This is a genomic window from Nocardiopsis valliformis DSM 45023 (assembly GCF_000340985.1).
GTDB lineage: Bacteria > Actinomycetota > Actinomycetes > Streptosporangiales > Streptosporangiaceae > Nocardiopsis > Nocardiopsis exhalans.
In genome coordinates this window covers 1-19,889 of sequence record NZ_ANAZ01000041.1, presented here as the reverse complement: position 1 = coordinate 19,889, position 19,889 = coordinate 1, and the positions used below count along the sequence as shown (strand labels likewise).

Below are 19,889 nucleotides of genomic sequence, written 5' to 3'. Positions count from 1 at the left end.
CGGGAGCCGTGCTCTCTGCCCCGGACACCGAACAGTCCGGGCGCCGAACGCATGACGAAGGGGCACCTCCCACACCGGGAGGCGCCCCTTCGTTACGTGCTGTCTGTTTCGAGCTAGTTCGAGCTCGGGTTCTGGGTCTGGTCCGCCTGGAGCGGCCAGCTCATCCGAACCACCGTGCCCGAGTCCTTGGGCTCGATGGACACCTCATCGGCGAGACCGGTGATCACCGCCAGGCCGAGGCCGGGGGAGAACCCGGAGATTCCGCCGGGAGGGGTGTCCTCGCCGTCCAGGAAGAGGCCGTCGAGCAAGGGCTCCAGGTGGTTGGCCATCTCGTCGGTGTCCTTGGCGGGGGCACGGTCCGAGACGACGACCTCGAAACGTCGTGTAGCGCTCCCGTTGGCGCGCAGCGTTCGGCTCGAGGTGTCGGTGCGGGGGTCCGACACCGGATCAGGTCCGCTTCCGTCGATCAGCTGGAGCAGGATCGGCTGTGTGGGGCAGTGCAGCTTGTGGGCCGCCACCGCCCGGGAGCAGGCCTCTCCGACCGCCAGCCTGATCTCGTCGATCGCGGAGGCCGCGATGCCCGCCCGGCGTGCGACGGTCGCGGCCATGAGCCGCGCCGTGCGCACGTGGGCGGGAAGCGCACTGATCGTGAGCGTGATGGTTGCCATCGCTCGCTCTGGGTTACTTCGAGGAGCGCTTGTCGATGGCTTCCTGCACCGAACCGTGGATGCCGAACACCTTGGTCAGGCCGGTGATCCGGAAGATCTTCAGGATCCGCTCCTGGGTGCAGACCAGGTCCAGGGTCCCGTCGTGAGCACGGACCCGCTTCAGGCCGCCCACAAGCACACCGAGGCCCGTCGAGTCCAGGAACTCCACCTTCTCCATGTTGACCACGAGGTGGAAGTTGCCCTTGTTGACCAGGTCGATCAACAGCTCACGGAGCCGGGGCGCGGTATAGACATCGATCTCACCCTCAACGACGACGATCTCGGTGTCGCCCTCGGTGTAATGATCAAGCTTCAAATCCACAAGTCCTCCAGCGCCGAACCGCGAAATATCGCGAAGTATCTCTGCCGGGCGTTACCCCACCAGCACGCATTCAACCACGGGTCTCGTGAGTGTCTTCCCGCTATGTACAGGAAAACAGTCACCCCGCGCCACTCCTACCCCGGATGTCACACTGAAACCGATGTCGACCGTTGACCCGGCCTCGGGGCGAGGGCCAGCAGCTCGTGAACGTGTCCAGTGAGGAAGGGACTCGATGAGGCGATCGGAGCCCGTGCTCCCCGGTGTGTGGCGTGACGACAACCGGTACCCGCAGGTCACCCATATCGAGCATGTGGCCCGGAACGCGGGTGTGAGCGGGGACTGGCCGGAGTGGACAGCCCCCCACCTGGTCGAACGACTGGCCGAACGGGGGATCACGGGTCCGTGGTCCCACCAGGCAGCCGCCGCCGACCTCGCACGCTCGGGCCGTGATGTGATCATAGCCACGGGTACCGCCTCGGGGAAGTCGCTTGCCTTCCTTATGCCCGCGGCGGAGGCGGTTGACTCCGGTGAAACGGTTCTGTACCTCTCACCGACCAAAGCGCTCGCCCAGGACCAACTCAGAGGAATTACGGACCTGGGACTTTCGGGCATGCGGGCGGCGGTCTATGACGGGGACACCACCGCCGAGGAGCGCTCCTGGGTGCGCGAGCACGGCAACTACGTCCTGACCAACCCGGACATGCTGCACCACGGGATCCTGCCCAGGCACGGGGCGTGGTCCAGGTTCCTGCGGCGGCTCCGCTACGTGGTGATCGACGAGGCGCACCGGTACCGGGGGGTCTTCGGCTCGCACGTCGCGCAGATCCTGCGGCGTCTGCGCAGGGTGTGCGCCCGCTACCGCTCGGAGCCGGTGTTCGTCCTGGCCTCGGCGACCTCGGGCTCACCGGCCGAGAGCGCCACCCGGCTGACCGGGGTCCCGGTCACCGCGGTGAGCGAGGACGGCTCGCCCCGGCCGGGGATGTCCGTCGCCCTGGTCGAGCCGGAGATGACCGATCTCACCGGTGAGCACGGCGCCCCGGTGCGCCGGACCGCGCCCTCCCAGGCCGCTGAAATGCTCGTTGACCTGGTCCGAGACGGGGTCAGAACGCTGGTGTTCGTGCGTTCGCGCCAGGGCGCGGAGGTGGTCGCGCTGAACGCCCAGCGGATGCTCACCGAGAACGGCGAGCACGACCTCGCCCGCCGGGTGGCCGCCTACCGCGGCGGCTATCTGGCGGGTGAGCGCCGGGAACTGGAGGAGGCCCTGCGCTCGGGTGAGCTCCTGGGCCTGGCCAGCACCAACGCCCTGGAGCTCGGGGTGGACATCAGCGGCCTGGACGCCGTGCTCATTGCCGGCTGGCCGGGCACGCTGGCGTCGCTCTGGCAGCAGGCGGGCCGGGCGGGGCGACGCGGGGAGGACGCCCTGGCGGTCTTCATCGCCCGGGACGACCCCCTGGACACCTACCTTGCGCACCACCCGGAGGCTATTTTCGGGCGTTCGGTCGAGGCCACCGTCCTCGATCCGGAAAACCCGCACATCCTCGGTCCGCACCTGTGCGCGGCGGCCCAGGAACTACCGATCACCCGTGCCGACTTCGACCTCTTCGGCGAGACGACCGAGGGGCAACTGGCCGGACTCGTGGCCCGGGGACTGCTCAGAAAGCGCCCACGGGGTTGGTTCTGGACAAGCCATGAACGGGCAAGTGACCTAGCCGATATTCGCGGGGCGGGTGGCCCACCGGTCCAGATCGTCGACACCGCCAGCGGCCAGCTGCTCGGCGAGATCGACGAGGCGGCCGCGCACGGCACCGTCCACGCGGGGGCGGTCTACCTCCACCAGGGCGCCACCTACCTGGTCGACGACCTCGACCTGGACGAGGGCGTGGCCCTGGTGCACACCGCCGAACCGCCCTACAGCACCTGGGCCAGGGACACCACGGACATCACCGTGAAGTCCGTGCTGCGCGAGGAGGCCTGGCCGAGCGGCGCCACGGTCTACTTCGGCGAGGTGGAGGTCACCCGCCAGGTGGTGGGCTTCCTCAAACGCGACGTGCGCACCGGTTCGGTGCTCGGAGAACAGCCGTTGGACATGCCCGAGCGCACCCTCCAGACCCGCGCGGTCTGGTGGACCCTGCCGCACGAGGGAGAGAACCGGCTCCGTAAGGAGGACGTGGCGCTCCTGGGCGCCGCCCACGCCGCCGAGCACGCGGCCATCGGCCTGCTCCCGCTGCTGGCCACCTGCGACCGCTGGGACATCGGCGGTGTCTCCACCGCCGTACACGGGGATACCGGGAAGCTGACGGTGTTCGTCTACGACGGCTACGACGGCGGCGCCGGATTCGCCGAACGCGGCTACGCCCGGGCCCGCGAGTGGCTGGGCGCCACCCGGGCGGCGATCGCCGACTGCGAGTGCGAACAGGGCTGCCCCTCGTGCATCCAGTCACCCAAGTGCGGAACCGGCAACGAACCCCTGAGTAAACCGGGAGCCCTCCGCCTCCTCGACGAGGTCCTGGGAACCGGCGCCCCGGATCCCGCAGTGGGCCCCGGGCACACAGAAGACAGGAATTCCGCCGAGAAGGCCGAGGAGACCGGGACCCCCGCGACGGACAACGGCTGACCGGGAGGCGTTCCCCAGGAGCGGATGGCGGGGTGTGCGGGCGGGGAAGTTATCCACAGGCTGGGGACAGCGGCTTTCGCTCCGGACCGCAACGACGCAACCTGGAATGGCCGGACGGAACCCTCTCCGTCCGGACCACCCGGGAGGTCCCATGTTCTCTTTCCCGTGCCTGATCCTGCCCTCGTTCGCCTCTGACCGGGGCATGAGCACCGCCGAGTACGCGATGTGCACCGTCGCCGCGGTCACCTTCGCCGGCGCCCTCATCCTCATCCTCGGCGGCGAACCCGTCAGCTCGGCTCTTCGAACGATTATCACCGATGCCCTCCAAGCCCGCCCCTGACCGCGGCTCCGTGACGATGGAGACCGCGATGGTGCTCCCCTCGCTGCTGCTCATGCTGGCCATCGCGTTCAGCGCGCTGGCCGCGGCGGCCGCACAACTCTCTTGCGCCGACGCCGCCCGGATCGGGGCTCGGGCCCTGGCCCGGGGAGAGCCACCCGAACACGCCCGAGCCCTGGCCCTGTCCGCGGCCCCGGAACAGGCAAGGGTCGAGCTGACCGAGAGCGCGGGCATGGCCAGGGTCACCGTCCGCGCGGAGCTCGGCCTCGGGCCGCTCCGGGCCCCGCCCCTGGGGGTCGGTGGCAGCGCGGCGGTCCCCTTGGAACCGGGCGGATGAGGCCGGCCGGACCAGGAGAGCTCAGTCTCAGAGAGCCAGGCCCCTGGCAGCTCGGACCCTGTCAGTCCGGACCTCGGACGCCGGATACCGGTTCGGCCACCGTCTGGTGGATCTCCCTGTGCGTCCTGCTGTGGTTCCTCACCTACGCGCTGCTCCTCACCGCCGCGGCCCGCCTGGACCGGGACCGCGCCTCGGCCGCCGCCGACCTCGCCGCCCTCGCGGCAGCGGCGCGGGCCCACGAGGGGACGGGGACGGTCTGCGCGGCGGCCCGGCGCACCGCCGAGGCCAACGGCGCCACCCTCGGCACCTGCGAGCTGAGCGGCCTCACCGTCACGGTGACGGTCTCGCTCCCCGCGTCAGCCCTGCCCCGGGAGGTCAGCGCCCGCGCAAGAGCCGGACCCGTCCACAACCCCAGCGAGGAGGTGGAATGACCGTCCACCCGGTCCTGGCCTGCGCCCTCCTGCTGTGCGGTCTGGTCCTCGCCGAACCCGAACCCTGCTCCGGGGGCTCCGCCACAACGCCCCTGCCTGCCCCTACGCTCCTGCACGACTCCGCACCCTCGCCCGCTCCGAGTACCTCGTCCGGCCCCTGCCCACCCGATCACCACCTCCTGGGCGCACCAGCGCGGACCCCGTCCACGAGATCGACACCGGGGCCGCCGGGCCCCGAACCAACACCGGACAGTTCCCCCGCACCCCATCAAGGGCTGGCGCCGCCACCCTCCCGCCCCACCCGGCCGCAGCCTTCGGAAGACTCCAAGCCTTCAGGGGGCACCGGGTTCTCGGAAGGCCTGGCACCTTCGGAGGGCACCGCGTCTTCGGAGAGCAGCACGCCAGAGCCGACCCCGGAGCGGGACCCGCGCAGGGCCACCGCCACGGTCCGGGCACCGGTGCCTCCCGAATCAGAAGCCGCCCCGAACCCGGTCGGCCACTTCGCCTACGAGGACCCCGCCCGGTTGAGCACGCTCTCCCGCCTGGTCGGAACCGTCTCCACCACCGTGCTGATCCTTCTGCTGATCACCACCCTCGCCCTGCGCCTGACCGTCGGCTGGCCCCGCTTCCCGACCCGCTACCAGGGCCGCCGCCGAACCAGATCACCGAACACGCCTTAGTACGACAGGGCCGTGGTGAGGAGGTCGGCGGCCATGGGGACCACGCCGATCAGGATGAAGGCGGGCAGGAAACACAGGCCCAGGGGAGCGACCACCAGGACCCCCATGCGTTCGATCCGGGCGGTGGTCTGGGCCTTCAGCTGCCTGCGCAGGTCGGCGACGTGCCGGTCGAGCTGGTCGGCCACCGGCGCTCCGGTCTCGGTGGCGCGGACCAGGTCCCGGCCGACCTCGGCCAGGGGCTCGGGCAGCGCCGGCCTCCGCCAGGCCAGGGCAGGTTCGGCGCCCAGTCTCAACTGTTCGGAAACGGCCGCGATCTCTTCCCCCAGACCGCCGCGGGCGGCACCGGACACTGCGGTCAGGCAGGCCGGAAGCGTCACCCCGGCCCGGATGCCCGAGGCGATCAGCCCGATCAGCACCGGCAGGTCGTCGGTGACCGGCAGCCGTTCGGGGCGCTTACGCCGTTCCCGGGCCCGTAACCACAGGAAGGCACCGCCACCGGCCGCAGCCAGCCCGCCCACCGCACCGAGCAGGGCCACCAACAGGGTCGCGGCACCCATCCCGGCGAACAGCCGGAGCCACGGGCCGAGCGGCCGCCGGGCAGACGTCCTTCTGCCCGCGTCCGGTTCCGGGGCAGCGGCCACCAGCCTCAGCACTCGTCGTTGGTTCGAACCGAACAGGACCCACACGGCGGCCACCGCGCACAGCACTGCCGCCACTTCGAAAACCATCCCCACCCCTCAGGACACCGCGCCCCGGACCATCCGCAGGGTCCACCAGGCGCCCAGTACGTCGAGCAGCACACCCAGGACCAGGCACAGCAGACCCAACGGTGTGGTGAACAGGAACACCAAGGGCGATCCGCCGAGCGCCGCCGACATCGCCACCCCGACCACGGGCAGACCGACCAGAACCAGCGCGGTGGTGCGCGGCCCGGCCGCCCTGGCGCTGACCTCGGCCCGCTGCTCCTCCCGTTCGGTCAGGCTGACTGCCAGCGCGTCCACCACCCCGGCCAGCCCCGCACCGGTCTCCGCTGCCACCTCCCAGCACGCCGCCAGATAGACCAGCGCCCACAGGTCCTCGTCCCGCTCGGCTACCCGGCGTAGTGAGGCAGCATCCGACACCTCACCGACCATCGGCCCCGCCTCCAACGCCGCGACCCGCAGGGCCGTCTCCGGGGGTTGCCCGGCCCTGAGCTCGGCCGCCATCACCCGGCACAGCAGGATCACGGCCCGCCGTCTCGCCTCTCCCGCGCTCCGACGGGCGAGGGCACTTCGCAACGACGGCACGGGGGCCGCTCGGACCAGCCTCCCGGTCACGGCCGGAGCCGACCGGAACCGGTCGGGGAACAGCCTGACCAGTCGATGGCGGCTGTCGCCCGGTAGTGCCCATAGCAGAGCCGCCGCCAGGGTGAAAACCACCAGGAGCGTCACCGCCGCCACTCCTCGCCCAGGCGGGAGACGACCTCGGCCACGCCCGGGTACTCGTATCGGCGTCCGTCCGGGGTGAAGGCCACCGCCGGTTCCGCCCGAACCAGCCCGGAGGACCCCTGGCGCAGTACCCGGATCTCGGACAGGCGGCGCCCACGAGCGTCTCGGACGAGGTGGATCACCATGACCCTGGTCGCGGCGAGCTGGCTGTGCACCGCGCCCCGGTCGAGCCCGGCGGCGCACCCCATCGCCTCCACCCGGGCGGGCACGTCCTCGGCCCCGTTGGCGTGGAGGGTCCCGGCACCGCCCTGGTGCCCGGTATTGAGAGCGCCCAGCAACGACACGATCTCCGGCCCCCGCGCCTCGCCGACCACCAGCCGGTCCGGGCGCATCCGCAGTCCCTGCCGGACCAGCGTCTCCAGGGAGACCTCCCCGCTGCCCTCGATATTGGCCGGGCGGGTCTGTAGCCGAACGACGTGCGGGTGCTCGGGGCGCAACTCGGGGGAGTCCTCGGCGAGCACGATCCGTTCCTTCGGATGCACCAGCGACAACAGTGAGGAGAGCAGGGTGGTCTTTCCGGTGCCGGTACCGCCACTGACCAGGAAAGGAACGCGCTGGGCGATCAGGGAGCGCAGCAGCTCCGCCCCGGAGGGGGTCAGGCTTCCGCAGGCGGTCAGCCGGTCCAGCCCGAACACCTTCCGGGGTGGGATCCGCAGGGACAAGCAGGCGCCCTCGGGGGAGATCGGCGGCAGTACGGCGTGCAGCCTGATCCCGCTCGGCAGCCGCGCGTCCACGTAGGGCGCGGCTGCGTCGAGCCGCCGCCCGGCCTGGAAGGCCAGCCGCTGGGCGAGTCTGCGCACCTCGTCGGCGGAACCGAAACGCACGTCGCGCGCCCGGCGCAACCCGTCCCCGGCATCCACCCAGACCTGGTCCGGACCGTTAACCAGGATGTCGGTGACGTCCGCGGCCAACAGATCCTCCAGCGGTCCGGCCCCGGAGAGTTCGGCGGCCAGTCTGCGGGTCATGGCGAGCAGCTCCCGGTCACCCAGGGCGCCGCCCTCGGCGCGGATCGCGGCCGCGACATTGGCCGGGGTCACCGCCGTTCCGGCGGCCACGAATCGGTCGCGGACCCGCTCCAGCACAGCGCTCTCGTCCCGGCCCGCAGCCGGGGGAGCGGCCCCGGGCCGGGCGTCCCCGCCCCGACGGGAAGCGACCCCCGCCCACCCTCCCCACGCGGTCGACCCGCCCCGGTCGCTTCTTCTCGGTGCTCTGCTCACCGGGCCTCCTCCGTGCTGACGAGGGTGTCCACCACGCGGTCGGCGTACCTGGCCATCGGGGACCTGGGGTGCTGTGCGGGCACGTCACCGGCCCGCAGCAGCCGGGACAGCCCGGGCTCGGCCGGCAGGTCGGCCCCGAGTTGTACCCCGAGGCTCTTGGCGATGACCTCGGTGGACAGGCCGCCCCTGGCCCCGCGGACCACCACTCGGACTCGGTCGGACTCCTGTTGGAGGCGGTGGGTCATGCGGGCCGCGGAGACCACCGAGTACACGTCGGCGGGGACCACCACGAGCACCAGTGCGGAATGGTTGAGGAAGACGGTGGTGGCGGGGTCGAAGGAGCGGGGCAGATCTACCACGACCAGGTCGGTGCCGCGTCGTGCGGAGGCCAGCGCGGACCGGACCGCGCCGACCGGTAGAGGGTGTCCCCGGTCGCTGCCGCCACCCCGGGACCAGGTCAGCACGTCCACCCGACCGGCCTTGGGCAGGCCGTCCCGCAGGGTCCGCCAGGGCATCCGGCCGCGCTGGCGCAGCAGGTCGTCCCAGCCGGTCCGTGCGTCCGCACGGGTGTGGTCGCAACCCAGGTAGATGTCGGGGCCACAGCCGAGGGGGTCGGCGTCGAGCAGGGCGGTGGACCGCCCGGCCCGCTCACCGGCCAGGGAGAGCGCGACCGCGAGCAGGCTCGCCCCGGCACCGCCCCGGCCGCCGACGACGGACACCACGGGTGCGGGAGGACGGTCGGAGACGGAGGCGAAGAGGTCGACGAGGGCCGACTCGTCCCGGGGCAGCAGATAGGCGGTACCCCCGTCCCGGAGCTCCCTGCCGTTCCTGTCGTTTCTGCCGTCTCTGCCGTCTCTGTCGTCCAGGGCATCGGCTACCCGGACCTCATCGGCTCCACCGGTGCCACGGCCCCCGTTGGCGGCGGACGGGGGAACCCCGGAGCGGGAGACGACCGCGACCCGCGGGTGGGGCGGGGGTTCGGCGGCGCGGAGGGCGCGCTCCAGGTCCTGCCCGACCACGACGAGCGGGGCGCGGCCCCAGGCGCGCAGTGCCTGTTCGGGACTGGAGGAGATGGAGACCTCGGTGGCAGCCGCGGCGGCGAGCCGGAGGAGATCGTCGAGGAGGTCGGGGTCGGAGGTGGCGATCAGGGTGCGCTGCGGGACGTCCATCGGACCTTCCGGGAAGTGCGGAGAACCTGCACTTTCGACCTTCGCCGAACGGCGGTCGCTGCGGAAGAGACCAGTTCTGATCTGTGGATAACTCCGCGGGCCCGGGAGGGAAACGTCCTCACCCGGCGGGCGGGACACACGTACGGGGGCTGTCGTGTGTCCCGGCCCGTCAGGCGAGACGGAGCGCATCGGGCGGTCCCCACAGGGGGAACTGGGGCCGACCGGTTCCGGCCTTGGGGGGATAGGCCGGACTCCGCTCTCTTGGGAAGGGTCCATCGGGAGTGGCCGCGCGAACCGGTACCACCTGGAGCGGGGTATCCGAGTTCGCACTTCCCGCAAAGAACGACGGCGGTTCCGTTCCAGGGCGCAATGTCCGCATTGGCGGTCTGCACCCATAAAAGCCGGGAACCCGGGACTTTAGCCCTGCGCTGTCGGTGCTTCGCTCAACTCCAGAACAGACGCTACCACGCAATGGTGTGTATGGGTTCGGGAATCCAACATAAAAACTTCAGTCAACCACCTTTTGGAAGAAGGGTCACCGGCGTAGAAAGAAAGCAGCTGGTGGCGAAGACCCACCCCGACACGGAGGGCGGGAACCCACGCTCCGCTGGGCCCCGTAGGGCGTGTCCAGGTTTGGTGGAACTGGGTTCCACCAGGTCGGACTAGAGATAGTGACGCTTGCTAACCCGCGCCTGCGAGCCGGAAACGGCGCCCCGGACCAACGGTCCGGGGCGCCGTTCAACATGCATGTGAACCGACTCGAAGCAATCCGGAAACATGCGCTCACGTTCAAGCGTGACCGAACTGATATGCATCCGAGTTACTACTTGTTGGTAAATGAACTAGTTTCGCGAACTTGAGGGTTTTTCACTGGATCGCCCGACCAGCGACATCAGCCGCGCTTGAGCGCCTCACATGTGGCCAGCGAGTCCTGTGCACCCGCCCGCACCGCACGGCAGCAGTACACGACCCACTCAGCGACGCCCTCGGGAGTGCCAGCCATGTATCCGCGCAGAGCCGGACCGTACTCGTCCTTCAGGGTCTGGTGTCCGAGCTCCGACGTGACCAGCGACTTGGGGTCCAGGCCGCGCTCGACGAGAGTGAGCCGCTCGGCGGCGCGCGCCACCAGACCGTCCCCCCAGCCGAACGGCCGGATCGCCATCAGCTCGCCGTGCACCAGCGCGGAGGTCACCAGTGCGGGCACCTTCGTCCGCGAGCCCAGCAGCGTGTACAGGCCCTCCAGGCGGGCGGCGGCACCGGCGGCGCTCGGCGCCGGGCCGAGTTCGAGGGGGTCCTCGATCCGCTCACCCTCCAGCCGGGGGCGGCCCAGCGCGTCCTCGGACACGGCGTCGGCCGCGGCCAGCGTGTGCAGCCGCGCCAACGCCTGGCGGGGCGCCTGGGGCCAGGTCTCCACCAGGGTGCCCAGCTCACCGCCGATCCGCAGTGCACCCTTGATCCGGGTGTCGTACACGTGGCCGTCCCGGATCTCGTCCATCGAGACCTCGGCGCCCTCCAGCGCGGCCGACGCACACGCGCCGCGCAGGGAGGACTCCATGGACACGTCGCTGCTCCGGCGGCGCAGGATGCGGTGTCCCAGCAGCCGGTCGACCAGGGTCCGCGTCTCTTCGACCGCGTCGCTCACCCCCGGCAGTTCGGCGATTCGGGACAGCGGGTCGGGCACGGAGGCAGAAGTCGATTCGCTCACGAAAAACAACACTACGCGGCGGTAACACCGTGTGCTCCCACTCCCGGACCGGGCACCACGGAACCGCTCGTCGCGGACCGGTGACCGTTCACCGACCGTTCGTCGCGTGCCCGGCCCCCGCTGCCGCTGGATGGCGCCCCAGCTGTTCACGCGGTATGGACCACATGATTAATTGGGTGTTAACCGCCAACGTAAGGAGAATCACAGTGGCCGACAGCACTCCCCCGAGCCAGGAGACACTGTCCAACCTTCTCCACGAGACCCGCAGCTTCCCGCCTCCCGCGGACCTCGCAGCGAACGCCAACGTCAAGGCGGATGCCTATGACACCGCGGCGCAGGACCGCCTCGGTTTCTGGGAGGAGCAGGCCCGGAGGCTCCAGTGGGAGCAGCCCTGGGACACGGTCCTGGACTGGAACCCGCCCTACGCCAAATGGTTCGTCGGCGGCAAGCTGAACGCCTCCGTCAACTGCGTGGACCGGCACGTCGAAGCGGGCATCGGCGACCGCGTCGCCCTCCAGTGGGAGGGAGAGCCCGGCGACAGCCGCGCCATCACCTACGCCGAGCTCAAGGACCAGGTCTCCCAGGCGGCCAACGCCCTCACCTCGCTGGGCGTGGCCAAGGGCGACCGCGTCGCCATCTACATGCCGATGATCCCCGAGACCGTCGTCGCCATGCTTGCCTGCGCTCGCATCGGCGCCGTGCACATGGTCGTCTTCGGCGGCTTCTCCGTAGACGCCCTCGGCCAGCGCCTGGACGACAGCCAGGCCAAGCTCGTTATCACCGCGGACGGCGGCTACCGGCGCGGCAAGCCCAGCGCCCTCAAGCCCGCCGTCGACGGCGCCGTCGCGGGCCGCCCCGCGGTCGAGAACGTCCTCGTCGTCCGCCGCACCGGCCAGGACGTCGAGTGGAACGAGCGCGACGTGTGGTGGCACGACGTCGTCGACTCCGCCAGTACCGAGCACACCCCCGAGGCCCACGACGCCGAGGACCCGCTGTACATCATGTACACCAGCGGCACCACGGCCAAGCCCAAGGGCATCCTGCACACCACTGGCGGCTACCTCACGCAGGCCTCCTACACCCACTGGGCGGTCTTCGACCTCAAGCCTGAGACCGACGTCTACTGGTGCGCCGCCGACATCGGCTGGGTGACCGGCCACTCCTACATCGTCTACGGCCCGCTCTCCAACGCGGCGACCGTCGTCATGTACGAGGGCACCCCGGACACCCCGCACAAGGGCCGCTTCTGGGAGCTCATCGAGAAGTACAAGGTCACCATCGCCTACATGGCGCCCACGGCGATCCGCACCTTCATGAAGTGGGGCGACGAGATCCCCGCCAAGTACGACCTCTCGAGCCTGCGCGTCATCGGCTCGGTCGGTGAGCCGATCAACCCCGAGGCCTACATGTGGTACCGGGAGAACATCGGCGGTGGGAACACACCGGTCGTGGACACCTGGTGGCAGACCGAGACCGGCGCGATCATGGTCAGCCCCCTGCCGGGCGTTACCTCGGGCAAGCCGGGCGCCGCGATGCGCGCCATCCCGGGGGTGGCCGCCGACGTGGTGGACGAGGAAGGCAACTCCGTCCCCGACGGCGATGGTGGCTTCATCGTCATCCGCGAGCCGTGGCCGTCCATGCTCCGCGGCATCTGGGGCGACGACCAGCGCTACAAGGACACCTACTGGTCGCGTTTCGAGGGCCTCTACTTTCCGGGCGACGGCGCCAAGAAAGACGAGGACGGCGACCTGTGGCTGCTCGGCCGCGTGGACGACGTCATGCTTGTCTCCGGCCACAACATCTCCACCACCGAGGTGGAGTCCGCGCTGGTCTCCCACCCGAAGGTCGCCGAGGCCGCGGTCGTGGGCGCCGCCGACAAGGTGACCGGTCAGGCCATCGTCGCCTTCGTCATCCTGCGCGGCGGCCTGGAGGAGGTCCCCGAGGACCTGGTCCAGGAACTGCGCAACCACGTCGGCACCTCGCTCGGCCCGATCGCCAAGCCCGCCCGGCTCCTCGCCGTTCCCGAGCTGCCCAAGACCCGCTCCGGCAAGATCATGCGCCGACTGCTGCGCGATATCGCCGAGAACCGGGACATCGGTGACACCTCGACCCTCACCGACTCCTCGATCATGGACGTGATCGCCAAGCAGCTGCCCTCCGCCAAGCAGGGTGACTGACCCTCTCCCAGCCACACCGTCTCCTGGCCACCGTCCAGCCGGGGGACCCCGGCGCCCCGTTCCTTCCTTACGAAGGGGCGGGGCGCCGTTCCCGCTCACTCACGTGACGAAACCGAAGCCCCCGGTTTTGCGTGCCGTGAGAGACATGGGAGGGAGGGCATGTGCGAGGATGCGGAGGATCATCCGCGTGTTCGCACCGAGAGAAGGGAACCCCCACGATGGTGGACAAGCCGGGTGCCGGCCAACCTGGCGCTGCCAGCGATTCCGACCGCTCCATCGGTGAGTTGGTCTCCGACGCCACCGACAATCTCTCCCGCATCGTGCGGCTCGAGATCAAGCTCGCCAAGCTCGAAGCCAAGGCCGACGCGGTCAAGATCGGCAAGAGCCTCGGGGAGTTCGGGGCCGCAGCCTTCGTCCTCCACCTGGTCCTGATCCTGTTCTCGGTCACCGTGGGCCTCTTCCTCGCCGAAGTGGCAGGGTGGGCCTTCTGGCTCTCCTTCCTGACCGTCACCGGCTTCTACCTGCTGATCGCCGCCCTCCTCATCCTGGTCGCGGTGATCAACCTGAAACGCCGCCAGGGCCTGGCCCGCACCGCGGTCACCACCTCGCGCCTCATGGGGATCCTGCGCGGTGAGATCCGACCGCCCCGCAGCGCTGACGTCGAGACCGCCGCGGACAGCGAGACCCCCGCTCCCGCCGGCCGTTAGCCGACGGTGCTGGACGACTCTGCCGCCTACGTCGACGGTCCCTGGACCCACCGAACGGTCAGCGCAGCCGGGGCCCGGTTCCACGTGGCCGAACTCGGCGAGGGCCCACTCGTCCTCCTCCTGCACGGGTTCCCCCAGTTCTGGTGGGCCTGGCGCGACCAGCTGCCCGCACTGGCCGAGGCCGGGTACCGGGCTGTTGCGGTCGACCTGCGCGGCTACGGGGCCAGCGACAAGACTCCGCGCGGCTACGACCTCGTGGGGCTGGCCCAGGACATGGCGAGCCTGGTCCGCGCGCTCGGCGCGGCCGACGCCGCCGTGGTTGGCCACGGAGTCGGTGGGCTCGTCGGATGGACCATGACTGCCTACCACCCCGGTGCGGTCCGCGCCCTGGCCGCGATCTCGGCCCCCCATCCCCGGCGCGCGGCGCGCGTCCTGTTCTCCGGTGGGCCGGGCACCCGGCACATGCTCCGCGCCCAGCTGCCGATCCTGCCCGAACACCGCCTCCTCGCCGACGGCTGCGTGCGCGTGGGCGAGCTCCTCGACGAGTGGTCCGCCCCGGGTTGGCCGGACCGGGAGGCGCAGGAGCGCTACCGGCTCGCATTCTCGATCCCCAAGGTCTCGCACTGCTCCCTGGAGTACCACCGCTGGATCTTCCGGTCGCGGTGGCGCACGGACGGGCTCAGGTACGTCAACCGGATGCGGCTCCCCGTCCGGGTCCCCGTCCTCCAACTGCACGGGGCCCTGGACCCCGTGTGTCCGCCGGATACCGCGCGCTCCTCCCGCAAGCATGTTCTCGGCCCCTTCGTTTGGGTGCGGGTGCCGGGTGCCGGGCACTTTCCCCACGAGGAGCGCCCGCGCGAGGTGGAGCGGGCTCTCGTAGGGTGGTTGCGGGAGATCGACGGCGAACGACCGACAGCGGACGACAGCCGACAGCGGTGAACGTCCGGCGGTGAACAGCGGTAACCAGCGGTATGCAGCGGCGAACGGCGGTGAGGCACGCATGAGCACGGGACCTCGACCCGGGGCGGACGAAGTCCGCGATCGTAACGAGACCGGGCAGGCACAGAACCAGCGACCGCGGGACCGTTACGGTCGCCCGATGCCGCACGGCAGCGTCGGCGAGGTGGAGCGGGTTCCCGACGACGCCGTGTTCACCGTGGAGGAGGGCATCGCCGAGGCGCAACGCCTGCTCGACAGCGGGTTCGCCTTCACCGCCCACGAAGTGCTCGAAGCGGTGTGGAAGTCCGTGGAAGAGCCGGAACGTGAACTGTGGCGGGGGCTCGCACAGACCGCCGTGGGTGTCACACACGCCCAGCGCGGCAACCGGGTCGGTGCGGCCCGCCTGCTTCGGCGCGGTGCGGACCGGGTGGAGCCCTTCGGCCCCGATGCTCCGCACGGGGTGGACGTGGCCGCCGTGGCGGCGTTCGCCCGGGCCCTGGCCGACGACCTTGATTCCGGCCGCGCGACCTCCGGCGACGGTATCGACCCCTCGGGGATGCGCTTGCGCTAGGTGTAGATCTGTCTCGCCCGGTGAGCGGGACCATAGAGAGGGCGGCGAGGGGACGGAGTCTTTCGTTTTCCGGGCGACAGCGGCCTTTTCGGGATACGGTTGCCCGGAGCGTGATTCCGTCCAGGCCGAAATCACACCCCGTCCCAGGGGATGTCAAGAAGCGGTGCAGGGACGGCGAGTGTTTTCCGGCGACTGTCAGACGATCGCCGTGGAGCCGCCTGGAATCCCGCTTCTCCCTGGTGTGTCCGGTGCGCCCGAGGCCCCTGTGGCTTCTGATCCCTAAGCGGCAATCTTCCCTTTCATGGGCTTCTGCGTGCTTTAACGTTAACATCGAGTTAACACGTTATGCGGAGCTATGCGCGATCAATCAGGTCGATAAATCACTTTATCCGATTCCCAAGATCACCGTGAGATCACATCTTTAATCTCTCTTGGGCAAATGCCGAATCAGCTCTCTGATTTATTTCTTTCCGTGCGTAGAATCCCCGGATCACCGTCCGCGCGTGAGTAACTGCGGACGGCGTGCACCACACAGAAAGGTGGCACCGCTTCGACCCCGACAAGCGTGCCGTTGAGCCAGTTCAGATGCCTTTCGGACAGCGGTACGTCCACGGCGGTGCGCGGCACCGAAGCCCACGAGGCCGACGTTCCGCACGCCTTCGCGGAGGGGCCGAAAAGGACGTGCCCGTCTCAAGGAGGACGGATTGTCTGGGCTCAACCTCGCCACTGGAAGTGGCATGGCTCTAGCGCTGGAGGGGAAGGACCTCACCCTCGTCATCGTCGTGATGGTGGTCGCGCTGCTCGCGCTCGCCGTCGCGGGGATGCTGGTTCGTGAGGTTCTCGCCGCCGGTCAGGGCACCGAGCGAATGCGCAACATCGCGGTCGCGGTCCAGGAAGGAGCCGCGGCCTACCTGAAACGGCAGTTCCGAACCCTCGCGGTGTTCGTCGTCGCCATCCCCCTTCTACTACTCCTGCTGCCCGCGGACAGCTGGGCGATCGCCATCGGGCGGTCGCTCTTCTTCGCCCTCGGCGCGCTGCTCTCCGCGGCGACCGGGTTCATCGGCATGTGGCTCGCGGTCCGCGGCAACGTCCGGGTCGCCGCGGCCGCGAGGGGCGGCGGTGAGAGCGACAACCACCGCGCCATGCGGATCGCCTTCCGCACCGGTGGAGTCGCGGGCATGATCACCGTCGGCCTCGGCCTGTTCGGTGCCGCGCTCGTCGTCGTCCTCTACCGGGGCGATGCCCCCATCGTCCTCGAGGGCTTCGGCTTCGGCGCCGCGCTCCTGGCGATGTTCATGCGTGTGGGCGGTGGCATCTTCACCAAGGCCGCCGACGTCGGCGCCGACCTCGTCGGCAAGGTCGAACAGGGCATCCCCGAGGACGACCCGCGCAACGCCGCCACCATCGCGGACAACGTCGGCGACAACGTCGGCGACTGCGCGGGCATGGCCGCCGACCTCTTCGAGTCCTACGCCGTGGTCCTCGTCGCCTCGCTCATCCTCGGCCGGGTCGCGTTCGGCACCGAGGGCCTGGTCTTCCCGCTGCTAGTCCCGATGATTGGTGTCATCACCGCCATCATCGGCATCTTCATCGTGGCGCCTAAGGCCAAGGACAAGACCGCGATGACCGCGATCAACCGCGGCTTCTTCATCTCCGCCGCGATCTCCGCCGTCCTGGTCACCGCCACCGCCTTCTGGTACCTGCCCAGCAGCTTCGAGGAGATGAACGGGGTCAGCGAGAGCGTCATGGCCGAGATCGCCGAAGCGGGCACCAACCCCGACCCGAGGTTCATCGCGGTCGCCGCGGTCCTCATCGGTCTGGTGCTCGCCGCCGCCATCCAGCTGCTCACTGGCTACTTCACCGAGACCGACAAGCGCCCGGTCAAGGACATCGGCGAGAGCTCCCAGACCGGCGCGGCCACCGTCATCCTGTCCGGCATCTCCGTCGGCCTGGAGTCGGCGGTCTACTCGGCCCTGCTCATCGCGGGCGCCGTGTACGCGGCGTTCCTCCTGGGCGGCGGATCCATCACCCTCAGCCTGTTCGCTGTGGCCCTCGCCGGAACCGGCCTGCTCACCACCGTCGGCATCATCGTCGCGATGGACACCTTCGGTCCGGTCTCCGACAACGCCCAGGGCATCGCCGAGATGTCCGGGGACGTCGAGGGCAAGGGAGCCGAGATCCTCACCGGTCTCGACGCCGTCGGCAACACCACCAAGGCGATCACCAAGGGCATCGCGATCGCCACCGCGGTCCTGGCCGCCACCGCCCTGTTCGGCGCGTTCCGTACCTCGGTACAGGAACAGCTCAGCCTCGCCGGGCTCGACCCCGACTCCTTCTCCCTTTCCCTGGACCAGCCCGACGTGCTCGTCGGCGTCATCATCGGTGCCAGCGTCGTGTTCTTCTTCTCCGGCCTGGCGATCATGGCGGTGGGCCGCGCCGCCCAGCGCGTGGTCCTGGAGGTGCGCAACCAATTCCGCACCCGCCCGGGGATCATGGACGGCACGGAGAAGCCGGAGTACGCGCGGGTGGTCGACATCTGCACCAAGGATTCGCTGCGCGAGCTGGTCACCCCCGGTCTCCTCGCGGTCCTGGCCCCCATCGCGGTCGGGTTCGCCTTCGGGTACGCCCCGCTCGGTGCGTTCCTCGGCGGTGCCATTGCCGCCGGTGTGCTCATGGCGGTGTTCCTGTCCAACTCCGGCGGCGCCTGGGACAACGCCAAGAAGCTTGTGGAGGACGGTCACCACGGCGGCAAGGGTTCCGCCGCCCACGAGGCCACGATCATCGGCGACACCGTTGGCGACCCCTTCAAGGACACCGCGGGCCCGGCCATCAACCCGCTGCTCAAGGTGATGAACCTCGTGGCCCTGATCGTCGCGCCCAGCGTGGTGCTCTACGCGGACAACACCGCTCTGCGGGTTGGCGTGACCGTGGTCGCGGTCGGTGTGCTGGTCGGCGCCATCCTCTGGTCCAAGAACCGTGGCGCGGGTACCGAGACCGACCTCGCCGAGATCAGTGGTGCCTCCGCGCCCAAGGACGCCCCCGAATCGGGTGACGGTGGCGCCGTCACCGAAGGGGACGACACCGAGGTCTCCGGGGACGGCACCGAGACCGGTCCGGAGAACAAGGACGGCGACCGTAGGGAGGAAGCCCGCGCGGGGGATGCCGGCAAGGGCTAACCCCTCCCACTCCTCTTCTTCTGTCTGGACAGTGATTCTGTCTGAACAGTGTCTTCTGAAGACTGTCTGAGCACGCGGCCGTCCGGGACCCCCGGGCGGCCGCGCCGCGTGCGGTCAGCAAGAGAGCGGACAGGGAGAGAGAAGGGGACACCAAGGGAGGGGCGCCGTCCAGGGTGGTGAGGACACACCTAACCTGGGTGAGCGTGACCGCGCAGGTCACGGCGGACCGACCACATGGTCAAGGGAGTGGCGTTGTCGGGGTTCAAGGGTTTGTTGGTCATCGTGGGGGCGATGGTGGGCTTCATGGCCCTCCTCGCCGTGGTCGCGACGGTGTTGTCGTCATGAACCGGACGCTCCTGCTGATGCGCCACGCCAAGGCCGAGGACAGTTATGAGGTCACGGACTACGACCGCGCCCTCACCACGAAGGGGTGGGGCCAGGCCGAACGCGTCGGCCAGCTGCTCGCCGAGCGGGGGTACACCCCGGACCACGTGATCTGCTCTGCGGCCAAGCGGACCCGCCAGACCCTGGACGGGGTCCTGGGCGCCATGGAACTCTCCGGGGGACTCTCCTCCCGGCCGGAGACCGACTACGCCGAGGCCGCCTACCTCGCGGGAGCGGACGAACTCCTGGGACTGGTCAACCTGGTCGACGCTGACGTGAGCACGGTCCTGGTGGTCGGCCACAACCCGACCATCGCCCAGGTGGCCGCTTCCTTCGTGGGCAGTGAAGCCCTGGTGGCCTACTCCCCGGCGACCGTGGCCGCCGTGGACCTCGAGGTCGAGTGGCTGTACGCCGCACCCGGGACCGGTGCCGGCAGCATCCTCAACTGAACGAACGGGGCGTGATCCAGGATGTGACCCAGGATGTGACCCAGGACACGTCCTCGATCGTTTGCATCGTCCCGGGGTGGGGGGTAATGTTCTCCGAGTCGCCTCCGACCGGCCCAAGGCCGCTAGGGGAGCACGATCTTCTCGGTCGAAGCGAACACGGGTTCTCCGTGGGCGTGATCGGATCTTCGAGTCAGACACTCTCCGAAACACAGCGGTTCGAGCACTCCTCGGGCCATGTAAACTCAGAGAGTTGCTTCAAACAGCCCAGCGAAAACAACGCGGTAAAAACACCGCCGAGGAAACGCTAGACTGGGAAAAGCACAACGGGCTTTACCCCGATCTGGTTCACACAAACCGCCGATTTGGCGGGGCGCGGAACACCTGATAAAGTAAAGACACAACGAAGCAGAACGGACGCGAAAGCAACCGGGAAGCAGAAGAAAAAAGCCTTCCACGGAAGAGCAGACGGAACCAGCTGGT

The 19,889-nt window shown here is 69.7% G+C and carries 18 protein-coding genes; 11 read left to right on the top strand and 7 right to left on the bottom strand.

What is annotated here, in order from left to right:
- Positions 1-113: 113 nt before the first annotated feature.
- Together D457_RS0127295 and D457_RS0127290 are read right to left on the bottom strand one after the other, a co-directional pair.
- Complete coding sequence (locus tag D457_RS0127295) at positions 114-668, bottom strand: ATP-binding protein (RefSeq protein ID WP_017583858.1); 555 nt, start codon at positions 666-668, stop codon at positions 114-116.
- Positions 669-681: 13 nt separating this feature from the next.
- Positions 682-1,029, bottom strand: a complete 348-nt coding sequence (locus tag D457_RS0127290) for an STAS domain-containing protein (RefSeq protein ID WP_026117083.1) — start codon at positions 1,027-1,029, stop codon at positions 682-684.
- A gap of 232 nt (positions 1,030-1,261) precedes the next feature.
- On the opposite strand from D457_RS0127290, the gene D457_RS0127285 reads away from it, so the two are divergent.
- The 5 genes from D457_RS0127285 to D457_RS0127265 all read left to right on the top strand — a co-directional run bounded on the left by D457_RS0127285 (position 1,262) and on the right by D457_RS0127265 (position 5,428).
- Positions 1,262-3,643 carry a DEAD/DEAH box helicase gene (locus D457_RS0127285; protein ID WP_017583857.1) on the top strand — a complete coding sequence of 794 codons (2,382 nt, stop codon included), beginning with the start codon at positions 1,262-1,264 and terminating at the stop codon, positions 3,641-3,643.
- Between the two features lie 151 nt (positions 3,644-3,794).
- Positions 3,795-3,983 (top strand): DUF4244 domain-containing protein, encoded by a 189-nt coding sequence (locus D457_RS0127280; protein ID WP_017583856.1) that lies wholly within the window; start codon positions 3,795-3,797, stop codon positions 3,981-3,983.
- Positions 3,961-4,317 carry a TadE family type IV pilus minor pilin gene (locus D457_RS0127275; RefSeq protein ID WP_017583855.1) on the top strand — a complete coding sequence of 119 codons (357 nt, stop codon included), beginning with the start codon at positions 3,961-3,963 and terminating at the stop codon, positions 4,315-4,317. The genes D457_RS0127280 and D457_RS0127275 overlap by 23 nt, the downstream gene beginning before the upstream one ends.
- Positions 4,314-4,748: an Rv3654c family TadE-like protein gene (locus tag D457_RS33560; protein WP_017583854.1), complete on the top strand. Its 435-nt coding sequence runs from the start codon at positions 4,314-4,316 to the stop codon at positions 4,746-4,748. The genes D457_RS0127275 and D457_RS33560 overlap by 4 nt, the downstream gene beginning before the upstream one ends.
- Positions 4,749-5,206: 458 nt before the next feature.
- The gene (locus D457_RS0127265) at positions 5,207-5,428 is read left to right on the top strand and encodes a hypothetical protein (RefSeq protein ID WP_017583853.1); all 222 of its coding nucleotides are present in this window, start codon (positions 5,207-5,209) and stop codon (positions 5,426-5,428) included.
- Here the strand turns inward: D457_RS0127265 and D457_RS0127260 are convergent.
- The 5 genes from D457_RS0127260 to D457_RS0127240 all read right to left on the bottom strand — a co-directional run bounded on the left by D457_RS0127260 (position 5,425) and on the right by D457_RS0127240 (position 11,006).
- Entirely contained in the window at positions 5,425-6,156 is a 732-nt protein-coding gene (locus D457_RS0127260; RefSeq protein WP_017583852.1) for a type II secretion system F family protein, read from the bottom strand. The two genes, D457_RS0127265 and D457_RS0127260, sit on opposite strands and share 4 nt — an antisense overlap.
- 9 nt (positions 6,157-6,165) lie before the next feature.
- Complete coding sequence (locus tag D457_RS0127255) at positions 6,166-6,867, bottom strand: type II secretion system F family protein (protein WP_026117081.1); 702 nt, start codon at positions 6,865-6,867, stop codon at positions 6,166-6,168.
- Positions 6,855-7,997 (bottom strand): TadA family conjugal transfer-associated ATPase, encoded by a 1,143-nt coding sequence (locus D457_RS0127250; protein ID WP_017583850.1) that lies wholly within the window; start codon positions 7,995-7,997, stop codon positions 6,855-6,857. The genes D457_RS0127255 and D457_RS0127250 overlap by 13 nt, the downstream gene beginning before the upstream one ends.
- Before the next feature lie 131 nt (positions 7,998-8,128).
- Positions 8,129-9,301 carry a septum site-determining protein Ssd gene (gene ssd / locus D457_RS0127245; protein WP_017583849.1) on the bottom strand — a complete coding sequence of 391 codons (1,173 nt, stop codon included), beginning with the start codon at positions 9,299-9,301 and terminating at the stop codon, positions 8,129-8,131.
- 892 nt (positions 9,302-10,193) lie between these two features.
- On the bottom strand, positions 10,194-11,006 hold the full coding sequence (locus D457_RS0127240; RefSeq protein ID WP_026117080.1) for a Fic family protein: 813 nt from the start codon (positions 11,004-11,006) through the stop codon (positions 10,194-10,196).
- Between the two features lie 206 nt (positions 11,007-11,212).
- On the opposite strand from D457_RS0127240, the gene acs reads away from it, so the two are divergent.
- The 6 genes from acs (at position 11,213) to D457_RS0127205 (ending at position 19,409) form a co-directional block, all read left to right on the top strand.
- On the top strand, positions 11,213-13,183 hold the full coding sequence (acs, locus tag D457_RS0127235; protein WP_017583847.1) for an acetate--CoA ligase: 1,971 nt from the start codon (positions 11,213-11,215) through the stop codon (positions 13,181-13,183).
- Between the two features lie 218 nt (positions 13,184-13,401).
- On the top strand, positions 13,402-13,890 hold the full coding sequence (locus D457_RS0127230; protein WP_017583846.1) for a phage holin family protein: 489 nt from the start codon (positions 13,402-13,404) through the stop codon (positions 13,888-13,890).
- Positions 13,891-13,896: 6 nt separating this feature from the next.
- Positions 13,897-14,829, top strand: a complete 933-nt coding sequence (locus tag D457_RS0127225; protein WP_017583845.1) for an alpha/beta fold hydrolase — start codon at positions 13,897-13,899, stop codon at positions 14,827-14,829.
- A gap of 61 nt (positions 14,830-14,890) precedes the next feature.
- Positions 14,891-15,400: a DUF309 domain-containing protein gene (locus D457_RS0127220; protein WP_026117079.1), complete on the top strand. Its 510-nt coding sequence runs from the start codon at positions 14,891-14,893 to the stop codon at positions 15,398-15,400.
- A gap of 737 nt (positions 15,401-16,137) precedes the next feature.
- Positions 16,138-18,576: a sodium-translocating pyrophosphatase gene (locus tag D457_RS0127215; RefSeq protein WP_017583843.1), complete on the top strand. Its 2,439-nt coding sequence runs from the start codon at positions 16,138-16,140 to the stop codon at positions 18,574-18,576.
- Positions 18,577-18,917: 341 nt separating this feature from the next.
- The gene (locus D457_RS0127205; protein WP_017583841.1) at positions 18,918-19,409 is read left to right on the top strand and encodes a SixA phosphatase family protein; all 492 of its coding nucleotides are present in this window, start codon (positions 18,918-18,920) and stop codon (positions 19,407-19,409) included.
- Positions 19,410-19,889: the final 480 nt, after the last annotated feature.

Coding starts and splice junctions, on each gene's coding strand:
- D457_RS0127295 (WP_017583858.1), bottom strand. CDS start 668: ATGGCAACCATCACGCTCACGATCAGTGCGCTTCCCGCCCACGTGCGC.
- D457_RS0127285 (WP_017583857.1), top strand. CDS start 1,262: ATGAGGCGATCGGAGCCCGTGCTCCCCGGTGTGTGGCGTGACGACAAC.
- D457_RS0127280 (WP_017583856.1), top strand. CDS start 3,795: ATGTTCTCTTTCCCGTGCCTGATCCTGCCCTCGTTCGCCTCTGACCGG.
- D457_RS0127275 (WP_017583855.1), top strand. CDS start 3,961: ATGCCCTCCAAGCCCGCCCCTGACCGCGGCTCCGTGACGATGGAGACC.
- D457_RS33560 (WP_017583854.1), top strand. CDS start 4,314: ATGAGGCCGGCCGGACCAGGAGAGCTCAGTCTCAGAGAGCCAGGCCCC.
- D457_RS0127260 (WP_017583852.1), bottom strand. CDS start 6,156: ATGGTTTTCGAAGTGGCGGCAGTGCTGTGCGCGGTGGCCGCCGTGTGG.
- ssd (WP_017583849.1), bottom strand. CDS start 9,301: ATGGACGTCCCGCAGCGCACCCTGATCGCCACCTCCGACCCCGACCTC.
- D457_RS0127230 (WP_017583846.1), top strand. CDS start 13,402: ATGGTGGACAAGCCGGGTGCCGGCCAACCTGGCGCTGCCAGCGATTCC.
- D457_RS0127220 (WP_026117079.1), top strand. CDS start 14,891: ATGAGCACGGGACCTCGACCCGGGGCGGACGAAGTCCGCGATCGTAAC.
- D457_RS0127215 (WP_017583843.1), top strand. CDS start 16,138: ATGGCTCTAGCGCTGGAGGGGAAGGACCTCACCCTCGTCATCGTCGTG.
- D457_RS0127205 (WP_017583841.1), top strand. CDS start 18,918: ATGAACCGGACGCTCCTGCTGATGCGCCACGCCAAGGCCGAGGACAGT.